The 13986-nt window shown below is 55.7% G+C and carries 14 protein-coding genes; 10 read left to right on the top strand and 4 right to left on the bottom strand.

Annotated elements, in window-relative coordinates; all coding sequences use genetic code 11:
- Window positions 1–20: 20 nt before the first annotated feature.
- Both tag and P0H77_RS01260 read left to right on the top strand, forming a co-directional pair.
- Window positions 21–599, top strand: coding sequence for a DNA-3-methyladenine glycosylase I (gene tag, locus P0H77_RS01265; RefSeq protein WP_276161315.1), 579 nt, complete (start codon window positions 21–23; stop codon window positions 597–599).
- A complete protein-coding gene (locus tag P0H77_RS01260; RefSeq protein ID WP_276161309.1) occupies window positions 580–1026 on the top strand; it encodes an N-acetyltransferase in 447 nt (148 codons plus the stop codon). Before tag ends, P0H77_RS01260 begins: the two co-directional genes overlap by 20 nt.
- On the opposite strand, the gene P0H77_RS01255 is transcribed toward P0H77_RS01260, so the two are convergent.
- Window positions 989–3322 carry a molybdopterin guanine dinucleotide-containing S/N-oxide reductase gene (locus P0H77_RS01255; protein ID WP_276161305.1) on the bottom strand — a complete coding sequence of 778 codons (2334 nt, stop codon included), beginning with the start codon at window positions 3320–3322 and terminating at the stop codon, window positions 989–991. The genes P0H77_RS01260 and P0H77_RS01255 overlap by 38 nt on opposite strands.
- 161 nt (window positions 3323–3483) lie before the next feature.
- Here P0H77_RS01255 and P0H77_RS01250 point away from each other — a divergent pair, with 161 nt between their 5' ends.
- The 6 genes from P0H77_RS01250 to ghrB all read left to right on the top strand — a co-directional run bounded on the left by P0H77_RS01250 (window position 3484) and on the right by ghrB (window position 9510).
- Window positions 3484–4146 carry an OmpA family lipoprotein gene (locus P0H77_RS01250; protein WP_194207507.1) on the top strand — a complete coding sequence of 221 codons (663 nt, stop codon included), beginning with the start codon at window positions 3484–3486 and terminating at the stop codon, window positions 4144–4146.
- Between the two features lie 217 nt (window positions 4147–4363).
- Window positions 4364–5380, top strand: coding sequence for a LacI family DNA-binding transcriptional regulator (locus tag P0H77_RS01245; RefSeq protein ID WP_194207508.1), 1017 nt, complete (start codon window positions 4364–4366; stop codon window positions 5378–5380).
- A gap of 100 nt (window positions 5381–5480) precedes the next feature.
- Entirely contained in the window at window positions 5481–6230 is a 750-nt protein-coding gene (locus tag P0H77_RS01240; RefSeq protein WP_276161294.1) for a sugar phosphate isomerase/epimerase, read from the top strand.
- Between the two features lie 2 nt (window positions 6231–6232).
- The gene (locus P0H77_RS01235; RefSeq protein WP_276161290.1) at window positions 6233–7171 is read left to right on the top strand and encodes a sugar kinase; all 939 of its coding nucleotides are present in this window, start codon (window positions 6233–6235) and stop codon (window positions 7169–7171) included.
- Window positions 7172–7233: 62 nt separating this feature from the next.
- Window positions 7234–8514, top strand: a complete 1281-nt coding sequence (locus P0H77_RS01230) for an MFS transporter (protein ID WP_276161288.1) — start codon at window positions 7234–7236, stop codon at window positions 8512–8514.
- A 21-nt stretch (window positions 8515–8535) separates the two neighbouring features.
- Window positions 8536–9510: a glyoxylate/hydroxypyruvate reductase GhrB gene (ghrB, locus tag P0H77_RS01225; protein WP_276161286.1), complete on the top strand. Its 975-nt coding sequence runs from the start codon at window positions 8536–8538 to the stop codon at window positions 9508–9510.
- A 54-nt stretch (window positions 9511–9564) separates the two neighbouring features.
- Here the strand turns inward: ghrB and P0H77_RS01220 are convergent, their stop codons facing one another.
- Window positions 9565–10275: a DUF3053 domain-containing protein gene (locus tag P0H77_RS01220; RefSeq protein ID WP_276161281.1), complete on the bottom strand. Its 711-nt coding sequence runs from the start codon at window positions 10273–10275 to the stop codon at window positions 9565–9567.
- Between the two features lie 322 nt (window positions 10276–10597).
- Here P0H77_RS01220 and P0H77_RS01215 point away from each other — a divergent pair, with 322 nt between their 5' ends.
- Together P0H77_RS01215 and cspA are read left to right on the top strand one after the other, a co-directional pair.
- Window positions 10598–10888 carry an HTH-type transcriptional regulator gene (locus P0H77_RS01215; RefSeq protein WP_276161278.1) on the top strand — a complete coding sequence of 97 codons (291 nt, stop codon included), beginning with the start codon at window positions 10598–10600 and terminating at the stop codon, window positions 10886–10888.
- A 277-nt stretch (window positions 10889–11165) separates the two neighbouring features.
- Window positions 11166–11378, top strand: a complete 213-nt coding sequence (cspA, locus tag P0H77_RS01210) for an RNA chaperone/antiterminator CspA (protein ID WP_049839272.1) — start codon at window positions 11166–11168, stop codon at window positions 11376–11378.
- 47 nt (window positions 11379–11425) lie between these two features.
- Here the strand turns inward: cspA and yidD are convergent, their stop codons facing one another.
- Window positions 11426–11848: a membrane protein insertion efficiency factor YidD gene (yidD, locus tag P0H77_RS01205; protein ID WP_276161274.1), complete on the bottom strand. Its 423-nt coding sequence runs from the start codon at window positions 11846–11848 to the stop codon at window positions 11426–11428.
- A 67-nt stretch (window positions 11849–11915) separates the two neighbouring features.
- Complete coding sequence (gene glyS / locus P0H77_RS01200; protein WP_276161271.1) at window positions 11916–13985, bottom strand: glycine--tRNA ligase subunit beta; 2070 nt, start codon at window positions 13983–13985, stop codon at window positions 11916–11918.
- Window position 13986: the final 1 nt, after the last annotated feature.

The following is a 13986-nucleotide window of genomic DNA, read 5'->3' as shown; positions in this document are numbered from 1 at the left end:
AAATGCGAAGGGAGAAGACCATGCAACGTTGCGGTTGGGTAAGTCAGGATCCGCTTTACATCGCCTATCACGATAGTGAATGGGGCATACCGCAAACCGACGGTAAAAAACTGTTTGAAATGATCTGTCTGGAAGGACAACAGGCCGGTCTGTCATGGATCACGGTCCTGAAAAAGCGGGAAAATTATCGCCAGAATTTTTATCACTTCGAGCCTGAGCGCATCGCCGCCATGCAGGAGTCGGACGTTGAAAGGCTGATGCTGGATGCCGGGATCATCCGCCATCGCGGAAAAATCGAGGCCATTATCGCCAACGCGCGGGCGTATCTTGAAATGGAAAAGAAAGGTGAGCCGTTTGCGGAATTCGTCTGGTCATTCGTCGATCATCAGCCGCAAATCCGCCACGCCGCTACTCCCGGCGACATTCCTGTTTCTACCCCTGCCTCCGATGCGCTGGCAAAAGCGTTAAAAAAACGCGGCTTTAAGTTTGTCGGCACCACGATTTGCTATTCGTTTATGCAGGCCTGCGGGCTGGTGAACGACCATATCACAGGCTGCTTTTGTCATCCGGGAGGCCAGCATGATCCGCGCCTGGCATAATAAAGATACCACTACGCTGTTGAATTTGTGGCTGGAAAGTACCCGCTACGGTCATCCGTTTATCAACGAACGCTACTGGTATGAAAGCGAAGCTATCGTTCGCGACGTCTATTTACCCGCTGCGCAAACCTGGGTGTGGGAGGAAAAAGGCATTCCGGGTGGTTTTGTCAGCGTAATGGACCAGCGGTTTGTCGGCGCGCTGTTTGTCGCCCCGGCGCTGATTGGCAGAGGCATTGGAAGAGCGCTACTGCACCACGTGCAACAGCGCTTTCCGATACTGAGTCTTGAGGTTTATCAGAAAAATATGCGGGCGGTGAATTTTTACCATGCTCAGGGCTTTCGCATTGAGGACAGCGCCTGGCAGGAGGAAACTCAGCACCCGACGTGGATCATGAGCTGGTCGGTGGATCAAACGCCGTCAGCGTAAGCAGCGGGCCGGTATATTTTTCGACCCATGCCAGCGCCGTGTTACCCGCGCAGCCATTCCCCAGACGCGAGCTGGGGAGATCTTTGGTCAGTACGTTTACCGCGCCGTTTTTACAGATCCCACCTGCTTGCGGATCGAGACCCGGCCAGCCGCCCTCATGGATGCAAAGCACGCCGGGCCGGATGCCATCGGTGATCACCGCGCCCGCCAGCACCTGTCCGCGCTGATTCCATACCCGTACCACGTCTCCCTCCTGAATACCGCGCGCGGCGGCGTCCTGGGGATGCAGCGTAATCGGCTCACGACCGGCAACGGCATACTGTTCGCGAAGCCGCGAGTAGCTCAACTGACTGTGCAAACGGTGCGCCGGGTGCGCCGACAGCACCTGTAACTGCTCAGGCCTGGCATTGCCGTGCCACTCATCTGGCTCCAGCCACATCGGATGCGGCGGACAGTCGGCGTAGTGAAAACTGGCAATGCGTGCGGAATAGATTTCAATTTTCCCGCTGGCCGTTTTTAACGGGTATGCCTGCGGATCGCGCCGAAAGTCAGCAAAACGGACAAACTGCGCATTTTGCTCGCTCTCCGGCATCTCAATCAGCTGATTAGCCTGCCAGAATTCGGCAAACGGCGGCAGCGCCACCTGCTGGCTGGCGCCTCGCTGCGCGGCGATGTCATAGAAGGTCTCCAGCCACTGAAGATGGCTTTTTCCTTCAGTAAAACGCTTGCGTCCGCCCTCTTCCCAACGCTCGCTGAGATCGGCAAACACCTCATAGTCATCGCGGGCGTCATCTCGCGGCGTCACCACTTGTTTCATCGGCACCAGATGCTGATTACTGTAGTCGCCGGTCATGGTCAGATCGTTACGCTCAAACGAGGTGGTGGCAGGCAGGACGATATCGGCATGTTTGGCCGCCGCCGTCCAGTAGCATTCAGAAATCACCACCAGTTCCGGCTTTTGCCAGGCGCGAATTAAACGGTTGGTATCCTGATGATGGGTAAAGTTGGCACCGCCTGCCCACCAGACAAAACGAATATCCGGAAAATGGCGATCCATCCCGTTATGCTGGTACGGCGCACCGGGGTTTTCCAGCGCCTCGACAATCCGCGCCACCGGGATTTTATCTACCGCATCGGTGCCGCCCTGTACACTGCCCTGCATTGATGCCAGCACCGCCGCGCGCCGCGTCGGGTTGCCGCCGTTGGCAAAATGGTATGAAAGACCAAACCCGCCGCCCGGCGTGCCGATCTGCCCCAGCATGGCGGCGAGCGTCACCAGCATCCAGTGTTTTTGTTCACCAAACTGCTGGCGCTGCATCCCCCAGCCACCCATTAACATCGTGGTGTGATGATGGAATAAATGTGCCAGTTCGCGGATTTTCGCCGCCGGAATGCCGCAAATCTCCGCCGCCCATTCAGCGGTTTTCGCCGTGCCGTCGCGCTCGCCCGTCAGATAAGCGGCAAAAATAGCGTAGCCTTCGGTGCAGCGGTCAAGGAAGTCGTTGTCGTGCCAGCCGTTTTCAACCAGCGTATGCGCAATGCCGAGCATTAATGCCACGTCCGTCCCCATATGAGGCGCGATCCACTCAGCGCTGCCGCCGAGGAAATCCACCGTTTCCGATCGCATCGGATCAATACAGATCAGCCGCTTACCGCTTTTGCGCAGCGCGTCAAAATAGGGAATACCCTGCTCATCCGAGGCGTTCCATGCGATTTTGAGCGTATTCAGCGGGTTGGCGCTCCACAGCACTACCACCTCGCTGTGTTCAAGCACCAGCGGCCAGCTGGTCTGCTGCTGGTAGACTTCATTACCGCCGACCACGTAAGGCATGATCGCCTGTGCTGCGCCGGTAGAGTAGTCGCCCAGATGCCCGGTATAGCCGCCCGCCAGACTCATATAACGCTGAAGCAGCGTTGCCGCTTTGTGCAGTACGCCGTTTGAGCGCCAGCCGTAAGAACCGGCGAAAATGGAGGCCGGACCGTAACTGTCCCGGATGCGCCGATGCTGCGTATGGATCAGATCCAGCGCCTCGTCCCAGCTCACGCGGACAAATTCATCCTGCCCACGCACGCCCTGAGGGCTATCCGGCGAGGTCAGAAAGCCTTTGCGCACCATGGGGAAGCGTACCCGCGTTTTACTGTGCACCTGGTCGCGCACGGCAGTTTGTAACGAGTTTTCAAAAGGGGTGGAGAGTGCGCCACGGGAAGAAAACACCGTTTCGCCATCGGTCTCGACCAGCATAGGCCCCCAGTGGGCTGCCGTAAGTACCGTTTTTTTCGCTGATGGGATTGCCAAAACGCGCTCCTGAGTCGTCGATGCAGGTGTGACGGCGTTTGTCGCCGTTCAATGTTGTTTACAAAATTCGGAGTTGTCCCCGGAATTTTTTCCATATTCTCACGCCATAATCAACCGTCACGCCTGCTGAGGCAAAGAATAAAAAGGATTAAGGAAATAAGATGAAAAAACGCGTATTGGTTATCGCTGCCCTGGTCAGTGGCACGCTGGCCGTTTCTGGCTGTACGACTAACCCTTATACTGGCGAACGTGAAGCGGGCAAATCCGGCGTTGGTGCGGGTGTAGGTACTCTGGTTGGCGCAGGTATCGGCGCACTTTCCTCATCGAAAAAAGATCGCGGTAAAGGTGCATTGATTGGTGCTGCCGCAGGTGCAGCGCTGGGGGGCGGCGTTGGCTATTATATGGACGTTCAGGAAGCGAAACTGCGTGAGAAAATGCAGGGAACCGGCGTAAGCGTGACGCGAAATGGCGATAACATTACGTTAAATATGCCAAGCAATGTCACTTTCGACAGCAGCAGCGCAACCCTGAAACCTGCCGGGGCCAATACCCTGACCGGCGTGGCAATGGTGCTGAAAGAGTATCCGAAAACCGCCGTTAATATTGTGGGCTATACCGACAGCACGGGTGGTCAGGATCTGAATATGCGCCTGTCAAAACAGCGTGCTGATTCCGTGGGCAGCTCGCTCATCACGCAGGGCGTGGACGCCAGCCGCATTCGTACCTCCGGTATGGGCCCGGCCAATCCGGTGGCCAGCAACAGCACCGAAGAAGGCAAAGCGCAGAACCGTCGCGTAGAAATTACGCTGAGCCCGCTCCAGTAATCATGCCGGGCGGCGGCGGCGCATTGGCCCTATTCCCAATACCCGATCGTAGGCCCGGTAAGCGCAGCGCCACCGGGCAGGACGCCCGCATTGGTACGCGATAATGCCGGGAGGCGGCTGCGCCTTGCCCGGCCTGCAATGCTTTCCCCCACATGAAGCGCTTGCCATCGCCTGTTTTCGCGTTAAGGTGTTCTCACTTCAGGCAAGGGAATCAGCTATGACCAAAGCAACGCGCCCCACAATAAGCGACGTCGCCAGAGCGGCCAAAACCGGGAAAACCAGCATTTCACGCTACCTCAACGGTGAAAAGCATCTTCTCTCCGACGCGCTGCTGGCGCGTATTGAAAACGCGATCGCTGAACTCGACTATCGTCCGAGCCTGATGGCCCGTGGCCTGAAACGCGGGCGCACGCGCCTGATTGGGCTGATCATCGCCGATATCACCAATCCCTACTCCGTAGATGTACTGAGCGGTATCGAAGCTGCCTGCCGCGAAAAGGGGTTTACGCCCCTGGTCTGTAATACCAATAACGAGCTGGATCAGGAGCTGCACTACCTCGATTTACTGCGCAGCTATCAGGTGGAAGGCATTGTCGTTAATGCCGTCGGGATGCGGGAAGAAGGGTTAAACCGCCTGCAACAGTCGGCGCTGCCGATGGTGCTTATCGATCGCAAAATCCCCGATTTCGCCTGCGATGTGGTCGGCCTTGATAACACGCAGGCTGCTACCACCGCCACCGAACACCTGATCGATCAGGGCTTTGAAGCCCTGCTGTTTCTTAGCGAACCGCTTGGCACCGTCAATACCCGCCGCGAGCGGTTAAGCGCCTTTCGGGCGACGCTGGCGCGCTATCCGGGTCTCATCGCAGAAAACAGCGAAGTATCACTTACCGATGCAGCGCTGATGGATAACGCGCTGCGTCAGTTCCACGCCCGCCATCGGGGGATGCGCAAAGCGGTCATCTCCGCCAACGGTGCACTTACGTTACAGGTCGCCCGCTCGCTGCGGCGTATCGGCCTGCACTGGGGCAGCGACATCGGGCTGCTGGGCTTTGACGAGCTTGAATGGGCTGAGCTGGCGGGCGTCGGCATTACCACTCTCAAACAACCTACCTGGCAGATCGGTTTTGCCGCGGTTGAACAGGTCGTGCGCCGTATTGAGGGCGATGCCGATACCATACGCGAGCAGGTTTTCTCCGGCGAACTGATCGTTCGTGGTTCCACCTCCCGTTAATCTGTCTTCGTGATGGCGATCATAATTTCGCCATCGCGTCCTTTTCTTTGGAACCGGTTCCATCTAGCGTAATAGATATTATGTTGCACTGGAGTTAACCATGAACCGGAAAATCTTTGTCGTCACTGCCGCCTACGGCCATGACCAGGTTCGTCAGGCGGGCGGTCAACGCGCGATGCTGTCCGTCATTGCCGCTGCCGGCGCCGATGGCGTTGAGATCCGCCGTGAAATGTTCAATGAACAGGAGCAGGCCGATCTGGCCGCGCTCGGCGTGGCCATCACGGAACATCAGCTGCTGGCCTGTTATTCGGCCCCCGAGCCGCTGTATCTGGCCGACGGTACGCTTAACCCACGATTACCTGAACTGTTGCGCGAAGCGCGTACGCTGAATGCGCTCTGGCTGAAAGTGTCGCTCGGTCATTTCACTGACACCCGGACGCTGCAAACCCTGCGCGACTGGCTGGCGACGAGCGGCACTCGCCTGCTCGTCGAAAACGATCAGACCGCGTGCGGCCAGCTTCCACCGATGCAGCGCTTTAGCGCCGCCTGCCAGGTGCATGAACTGCCCGTCATGCTGACGTTTGATATGGGCAACTGGCTGTGGGTGGAGAATTCGCCAGAACAGGCGGCGCGTCATCTGGCCCCGTTTGTCAGCTACATCCACGTTAAAGCCGCAACGCCGCATCAGGGCAGCTACCGCGCCATCGCGCCAGAGGAAGGCGGTTCACGCTGGCAGGATCTGCTGCGGTCGCTGCCGGTCGATGTGCCGCGCGGTATTGAGTTTCCGCTGGAAGGCAGCAATCTGACGGCGGTCACGCGTCGCTATGTCGACCTGTTACGCGAGGAGTAAACATGAATACCCCCCTGGACGTTATTACCATTGGCGAAGCGATGGCGATGTTTGTCGCCACTGAAACCGGCGATCTCAGCGACGTCGAACGCTTTATGAAACGTGTTGCTGGTGCCGAGCTGAATGTGGCGACCGGGCTGGCCCGGCTGGGTCTGAAGGTGAGCTGGGTCAGCCGCGTCGGCAATGACAGTTTCGGCCATTTCGTGCTCAACGGACTGAAAAAGGAAGGGATTAATACTGACGGCGTGACGCTTGACGCTCGTTTCGCGACCGGTTTTCAGTTGAAATCTAAAGCCGAAAATGGAACCGATCCCATCGTGGAGTATTTCCGTAAAAATTCCGCTGCCAGCCATCTTTCGCTGGACGATTATCATCCGGGCCATTTTTCTTCTGCCCGACATTTGCATCTCAGCGGCGTTGCGGCGGCTCTGTCTGCCAGTTCGTATGAGCTGCTCGATCACGCCGCGCGGATGATGAAAGCACAGGGCAAAACCCTGTCATTCGATCCCAATTTGCGTCCGGTGCTGTGGAACAGCGAGGCGGAGATGGTGGAGAAGCTGAATCATCTCGCCTTTCAGGCCGACTGGGTTTTGCCGGGCCTGAAGGAAGGCATGATCCTGACCGGGCACTCCGATCCACAGGCGATCGCGGATTTTTATCTCAATAAAGGCGTGAAGGCCGTAGTGATTAAAACCGGCGCTGACGGAGCGTGGTTCAAATCCGCCGATGGCCGTCAGGGCTGCGTCCCGCCCGTCAGGGTTGAGCACGTCGTGGATACCGTGGGCGCAGGTGATGGTTTTGCCGTTGGCGTTATCAGCGCCCTGCTGGAAGGGGAAACGCTGGAGCAGGCGGTAACACGGGGTAATAAAATTGGCGCACTGGCCATTCAGGTTCAGGGCGACAGCGAAGGATTGCCGACAAGAGAACAACTTAATCAGTAGCAATTATGCCTCTGTACCCTACCGTCAGAGGCAGCGACTCTCTCATTATCAGAGGCTGGCCTATGAAAAGCGCAACAAATGCAACAAAACGCTGGTGGTATATCATGCCCATCGTGTTTATTACCTACAGCCTGGCGTACCTCGATCGCGCGAACTTCAGTTTCGCCTCCGCCGCGGGCATTAACGATGATTTAGGTATCACCAAAGGGATCTCCTCCCTGCTGGGCGCGCTGTTTTTCCTCGGCTATTTTTTCTTCCAGATCCCCGGGGCGGTGTATGCCGAGCGCCGTAGCGTCCGCAAACTGATTTTTGTCTGCCTGATCCTCTGGGGTGCCTGCGCGTCATTAACCGGGATGGTCACCAATATCCCGATGCTGGCGGCTATCCGCTTTATTCTCGGCGTTGTGGAAGCGGCGGTAATGCCGGCAATGCTGATTTATATCAGCAACTGGTTTACCAAATCCGAGCGCTCACGTGCCAATACGTTTTTGATCCTTGGTAACCCGGTGACCGTGCTGTGGATGTCGGTAGTATCCGGCTACCTGATTCAGGCGCTGGGCTGGCGCGAGATGTTTATCATCGAAGGCGTTCCGGCCATTATCTGGGCCTTCTGCTGGTGGGTGCTGGTAAAAGATAAACCGGCGCAGGTGAACTGGCTGGCCGAAGATGAGAAAGCCGCGTTGCAGGCGCAACTGGAGAAAGAGCAGCAGGGCATTAAAGCCGTGCGTAACTACGGCGAGGCGTTCCGTTCGCGCAACGTGATCTTACTCTGTATGCAGTATTTTGCCTGGAGCATCGGCGTGTATGGTTTCGTACTGTGGCTGCCGTCCATTATTCACAGCGCCGGTGCCAATCTGGGGATGGTTGAAGTGGGCTGGCTGTCATCGGTGCCTTATCTGGCGGCTACTATTGCCATGATCGTCGCCTCATGGGCGTCGGATAAACTGCAAAACCGCAAACTGTTTGTCTGGCCGTTATTATTGATTGCCGCTTTCGCCTTTATCGGTTCGTGGGCGGTAGGCGCAAATCACTTCTGGGTATCCTATACGCTGCTGGTGATTGCCGGTGCCGCGATGTATGCCCCCTATGGTCCGTTTTTCGCCATTATTCCGGAGATGCTGCCGCGTAACGTGGCAGGCGGCGCGATGGCGCTGATCAACAGCATGGGCGCACTCGGCTCCTTTTTCGGCTCGTGGTTTGTCGGTTATCTGAACGGCTCTACTGGCTCGCCTTCAGCGTCGTATATATTTATGGGGGTAGCACTTTTTGCCTCAGTGTGGCTTACTTTGATTGTTAAGCCTGCGAATAATCAACAGATTCCGACAGGCGCACGCCACGCCTGAACCTACAATTACGGAGATCTCATGAAGCCGTCCGTTATTCTCTACAAAGCATTGCCTGACAATCTGTATCAAAAACTGGAAGAACATTTTACCGTAACTCAGGTGGCTAACCTGAAGCCGGAGACCGTCGAACAGCACGCCGACACTTTCGCCAGCGCGGAAGGGCTGCTCGGCTCCAGCGAAACGGTGGATACCGCGCTACTGGAAAAAATGCCCAAACTGCGCGCCACCTCTACCATCTCCGTCGGGTATGACAACTTTGACGTCGACGCGCTGAACGAACGTAAAATTGCGCTGATGCATACGCCAACCGTGCTCACTGAAACCGTGGCCGATACCATGATGGCGCTGGTACTGAGCAGCGCCCGTCGCGTGGTGGAAGTGGCGGAACGTGTGAAGGCGGGAGAATGGACCAAAGGCATCGGTCCGGACTGGTTTGGCATTGATGTTCACCATAAAACGCTGGGCATCGTCGGGATGGGCCGCATTGGTCTGGCGCTGGCGCAGCGGGCGCACTTTGGCTTCGGCATGCCGATTCTGTATAACGCCCGTCGTCATCATTCTGAAGCAGAAGAACGCTTCAATGCGCGCTACTGCGATCTGGATACTCTGTTAGAGGAAGCGGATTTTGTCTGCCTGGTGCTGCCGCTGACCGAGGAAACTCACCATCTGATTGGCGCAGAACAATTTGCGAAGATGAAAAACTCTGCCGTTTTCATCAATGCCGGACGCGGGCCGGTCGTTGACGAGGTTGCGCTGATTGAGGCGCTAAAAACCGGCCAGATCCATGCCGCAGGCCTGGACGTGTTTGAGCAGGAGCCGCTACCGAAAGACTCGCCCCTGCTGTCGCTGCCAAACGTGGTCGCGCTACCGCATATCGGTTCCGCCACGCATGAAACGCGCTACAACATGGCGGCCTGTGCGGTGGATAACCTGATCGACGCGCTGAACGGCAAAGTGGATAAAAACTGCGTGAATCCGAAAGTGGTCGGCTAAAGGCGGGCGTGAAAGGCGAACCTCATCCCGCCAGCGCAGGATGAGGTTTGAAGCTTACTGCGTGGCGCTCACCGCGGCGTTCCACGCCTGAGTGAAGGCCTGATGCTGAGACGCCAGCGGCCCAATCAGAGCGTTATACTGGCTGGCCTGCTGCGAGGTCGGGAACTGAACACCATTCGCGGCAAAACCAACCTGGGTGCCCTGCTGGGCAACAAAATCACCCACCTGCACCAGTTGCTGGGTAAAGATCTGCGCAGCGGGAATTAACGGCTGCAGCGCATCCGCCGGACGCGTTACGATTTTCTCATAAGCCTGGTCAAACACCGGCTTAAGATCGTCGGCCTGTTTCAGCGCCGAGTGCGCGGCATCCGCCTGCATTTTGGCATTTTGCAGTTGCTGACTCAGCACGCCCAACGAACCATTAGCCTGACGCAGCGGCTCGCGCTGCGTCATATAGTCCTGCGGCACACGGATCGCGTTTACGCTATCGACAACCGGGCGCAGACCCTCATCCATCGCCTGGTTCACCTGCTGTGAATAGCCATAGAGGATCGCGTAGTCGGTCACCAAAGGACCAAACTGTTTTTTCTGATCGGAGGTCAATGCTGGCAGATGTTCACCGCTTCGCATTACCGTATTTTGCAGGAAATCGATGAACGCCTTGCGCTGATCGCCCTCTTTATCAAAACACCCACTCAGGCTAACTACCATTAATAACGCCATCACAGACGCGAACCAGCGAGAGCAGGACTTTCCTGTCGCCATTTTTATACTCCTTTCACCCTAAAAAAGTGCACACCGACACCAGCGTGTCTGACGCTGACAAGGATAGTCCAGGACGGCTTTGCAGGATACCTTTTCATGCAGCGTAAGCTGAAAAATCGCTATCTGATGACAATATACGTCTATACCCGCAGATTGAGTGATCTATCAGCAGGTTGCCCTCCGTCGTGAACCGATTACCGATGGGACCTGGAAAAATAACCAGCAAATAGTCATCCAGGTAAGTATCTATCGTGAATTTACCGACTATTCTTAAAAAGCTCGACATTATTCACGATCACGCTGTGTGTACGGGGGGTACTCAATGGACTATAAAGATCCTATGATCGAATTGATGAACAATCTGGAACTTATTGTTTTTAAAGATGTAAAACAACAAATCACCCTACCCCAGAAGCCGAAAGCGACCACTGAGATAGAACAATTACGCAAAGGTACAGGACTGAAACTCGATGATTTTGCCAGAGCCATTGGCGTAACGGTCTCAACGGTGCAGGAATGGGAATCAAAACGGGTTAAACCATCAGCTACCGAACTCAAGTTGATGCGCCTGATTCAGGCTAACCCTAAGTTAAGTAAAGAGTTAATGGAATAATCCTTCAGTTTTAACGGTCCTGATACAGGACCGTTTCCGGTGCGGCATCTCAGAAATTGTATTCAGTTAAAAATAAAGTTTGCTTTTGGCCGTCGTAAATGCGTTAATGCACTCGACGGTTTGATATACAGACCATAAAGCAGTTTAGTTAAGCAGTGTCCTTCAAGAGTAATCCATTTGATACCCTTCGTTGAGAGCTTTTCCTTTAACGCTTCAAAATCTGTAATGCACGCCATATTGCCGAAAGGCACTCACATATTTTTTAAAGGTAATTGCTATGTCCGGTAAAATGACTGGTATCGTAAAATGGTTCAACGCTGATAAAGGCTTTGGTTTCATCACTCCTGACGATGGCTCAAAAGACGTGTTCGTACACTTCTCTGCTATCCAGAACCAGGGTTACAAATCTCTGGACGAAGGTCAGAAAGTGTCCTTCACCATCGAAAGCGGCGCTAAAGGCCCGGCAGCTGGCAACGTAACCAGCCTGTAAGCTTAAACAGCTCAGAATTCGAATCCTCGCTCCGGCGGGGATTTTTTTTATCTTTTTTTCCGCCTGAGCAAAACGCCAGACCATGAGCAATCGCAGGGACAGCTGACATCGGGAAACGGGATTTCCGGGCAGGAAACATCCGGGCACTCTGACGGCACGCAATCCGCGGGCGTTGTCCCGATATCGCAGCACCATTCAGCCCGTTCGCGACGTTTATTCTTACGCTCGCTTTCATCTTCGTCTTCAGATAAACGCCTCGCACGTAGCGTTTGCGCCGCCTCATGACAATCAGTAAAGCGCTGACGAATATCGTGCCAGCCCGCAATAATACCCTTCTGCTGAATAATGTGTTTTACCGCGCCGGAACAGCCGTGGGTGTGATGCAGAACGCCATAAGCGCAGCGATAGCCTTTACGGGGAGAGATGACACGCTGGTAGAAGGCAATGAGTTTTAATATAAATTCATCCATAAATTTACGTCTTTCTCTTCGGGATAACTAACTATAAAAAACCCGCATTTCTGCGGGTCTTTTATTCTTACTGCAGCAGCGAAATATCCGCCACCTGCAGGAACAGCTCGCGCAGCTTCGACAGCAGCGTCAGACGGTTCAGACGGACATCTTTCTCTTCCGCATTGACCATCACCTGCTCGAAGAACTCATCCACCGGCTCGCGCAGGGACGCCAGTTCGATCAGCGCTTCCTGATAACGACCAGCAGCGAAGTACGGTTGTAGCTTATCGCGCAGCACCACCAGATGACCCGCCAGCTTGATCTCCGCCGCTTCTTTTAACACAGAAGCGTGAACGATATCGTTCAGCGGCTCGGTAGCTTTCGCCAGAATGTTGGAGACACGCTTATTCGCTGCCGCCAGCGCCGCCGCTTCTTCCAGCGTACGGAAGTGCGAGACCGCCTTCATACGGGCATCGAAATCCGCCGGACGGGTCGGACGACGAGCCAGCACCGCCTGAATGGTGTCGACGGTGTAGCCTTCGTCCTGATACCAGGCGCGGAAGCGACCGAGCATGAAATCGATGACTTCATCAACGACTTTCGCGTTGGTTAGCTTGTCGCCGTACAGACGCACCGCTTCTTCAGTCAGCGTTTGCAGATCGAGATTCAGGTTCTTCTCAACGATGATGCGCAATACGCCCAGTGCGGCACGACGCAGCGCAAACGGATCTTTGTCGCCTTTCGGATGCTGGCCGATACCAAAGATCCCCGCCAGGGTATCCATCTTATCGGCAATCGCCACAGAACACGCCACCAGGTTAGATGGCAGCGCATCACCGGCGAAACGCGGCTGATACTGTTCATTGAGGGCAACGGCCACGTCTTCCGCTTCGCCATCATGACGTGCGTAGTGCATCCCCATTACGCCCTGAGTGTCGGTGAACTCGAAGACCATGTTGGTCATCAGGTCGCACTTGGACAGCAGGCCCGCGCGGGTCGCGTGGTTAACATCGGCACCGATTTGTTCAGCGATCCAGCCCGCCAGCGCCTGAATCCGGTCGGTCTTGTCGCGCAGGGTGCCCAGCTGCTGCTGGAACAGTACGGTTTGCAGACGCGGCAGATGATCTTCCAGACGTTTTTTACGGTCGGTGTTGAAGAAGAACTCAGCATCCGCCAGACGCGGACGCACCACTTTCTCGTTACCGGAGATAATCTGAATCGGATCTTTCGACTCGATATTAGCGACGAAGATAAAGTTCGGCAGCAGTTTGCCGTCATCGGCATAAACCGGGAAATACTTCTGGTCGCCTTTCATCGTGTAGACCAGCGCTTCCGCCGGCACCGCGAGGAATTTCTCTTCGAATTTTGCGGTCAGTACCACCGGCCATTCCACCAGCGAGGTGACTTCTTCCAGCAGGCTTTCGCTCAGATCTGCATTACCGCCAATGTGACGTGCTGCTTCTTCAGCATCGGCTTTAATTTTGGCTTTACGCAGTTCGTAATCAGCAATCACTTTCCCGCGCTCCAGCAGGATTTGCGGATACTGGTCGGCATTGTCGATGGTGAATTCCGGCTCGCCCATAAAGCGGTGACCGCGAATCACGCGATCGGACTGAATACCCAGAATCGTTGCCGGGATCACTTTGTCGCCCAGCAGCAGCGTCACGGTGTGAACCGGGCGCACGAAGTGGACGTCAGACGCGCCCCAGCGCATCAGTTTCGGGATCGGCAGCTTCGCCAGTGAGGTAGCAATCATGTTCGGCAGCAGCGTCTCTGCGCTTTTGCCTTTAACATGCGCGCGATACAGCAGCCACTCGCCTTTATCGGTGGTCAGACGCTCGGCCTGGTCTACGGTGATCCCGCAGCCCCGCGCCCAGCCTTCCGCCGCTTTGCTCGGCTTGCCTTCAGCGTCAAACGCCTGGGAAATTGCCGGACCGCGTTTTTCAACTTCGCGATCGGCCTGAGACTCAGCAAGATTCGCGACTTTCAGCGCCAGACGGCGCGGGGCAGCAAACCATTCAACGTTGCCATGCGCGAGGCCAGCGTTATCCAGCTCAGACGTAACATTCGCAGCAAAAGATTCCGCCAGGCTGCGCAGGGCTTTTGGTGGCAGCTCTTCAGTGCCGATTTCCACCAGAAAAGTTTTTTCAGACATG

Origin of the sequence: Superficieibacter sp. HKU1 (assembly GCF_029319185.1) — a bacterium.
In the GTDB taxonomy this organism is placed as follows: domain Bacteria; phylum Pseudomonadota; class Gammaproteobacteria; order Enterobacterales; family Enterobacteriaceae; genus Superficieibacter.
This window is presented reverse-complemented; position numbering and strand designations above follow the sequence as displayed.

Bases quoted from the DNA above. Each gene is read 5' to 3' on its own strand.
- tag (WP_276161315.1), top strand. From the start codon at position 21: ATGCAACGTTGCGGTTGGGTAAGTCAGGATCCGCTTTACATCGCCTAT.
- P0H77_RS01260 (WP_276161309.1), top strand. From the start codon at position 580: ATGATCCGCGCCTGGCATAATAAAGATACCACTACGCTGTTGAATTTG.
- P0H77_RS01250 (WP_194207507.1), top strand. From the start codon at position 3,484: ATGAAAAAACGCGTATTGGTTATCGCTGCCCTGGTCAGTGGCACGCTG.
- P0H77_RS01245 (WP_194207508.1), top strand. From the start codon at position 4,364: ATGACCAAAGCAACGCGCCCCACAATAAGCGACGTCGCCAGAGCGGCC.
- P0H77_RS01240 (WP_276161294.1), top strand. From the start codon at position 5,481: ATGAACCGGAAAATCTTTGTCGTCACTGCCGCCTACGGCCATGACCAG.
- P0H77_RS01235 (WP_276161290.1), top strand. From the start codon at position 6,233: ATGAATACCCCCCTGGACGTTATTACCATTGGCGAAGCGATGGCGATG.
- P0H77_RS01230 (WP_276161288.1), top strand. From the start codon at position 7,234: ATGAAAAGCGCAACAAATGCAACAAAACGCTGGTGGTATATCATGCCC.
- ghrB (WP_276161286.1), top strand. From the start codon at position 8,536: ATGAAGCCGTCCGTTATTCTCTACAAAGCATTGCCTGACAATCTGTAT.
- P0H77_RS01220 (WP_276161281.1), bottom strand. From the start codon at position 10,275: ATGGCGACAGGAAAGTCCTGCTCTCGCTGGTTCGCGTCTGTGATGGCG.
- P0H77_RS01215 (WP_276161278.1), top strand. From the start codon at position 10,598: ATGGACTATAAAGATCCTATGATCGAATTGATGAACAATCTGGAACTT.
- cspA (WP_049839272.1), top strand. From the start codon at position 11,166: ATGTCCGGTAAAATGACTGGTATCGTAAAATGGTTCAACGCTGATAAA.
- yidD (WP_276161274.1), bottom strand. From the start codon at position 11,848: ATGGATGAATTTATATTAAAACTCATTGCCTTCTACCAGCGTGTCATC.
- glyS (WP_276161271.1), bottom strand. From the start codon at position 13,985: ATGTCTGAAAAAACTTTTCTGGTGGAAATCGGCACTGAAGAGCTGCCA.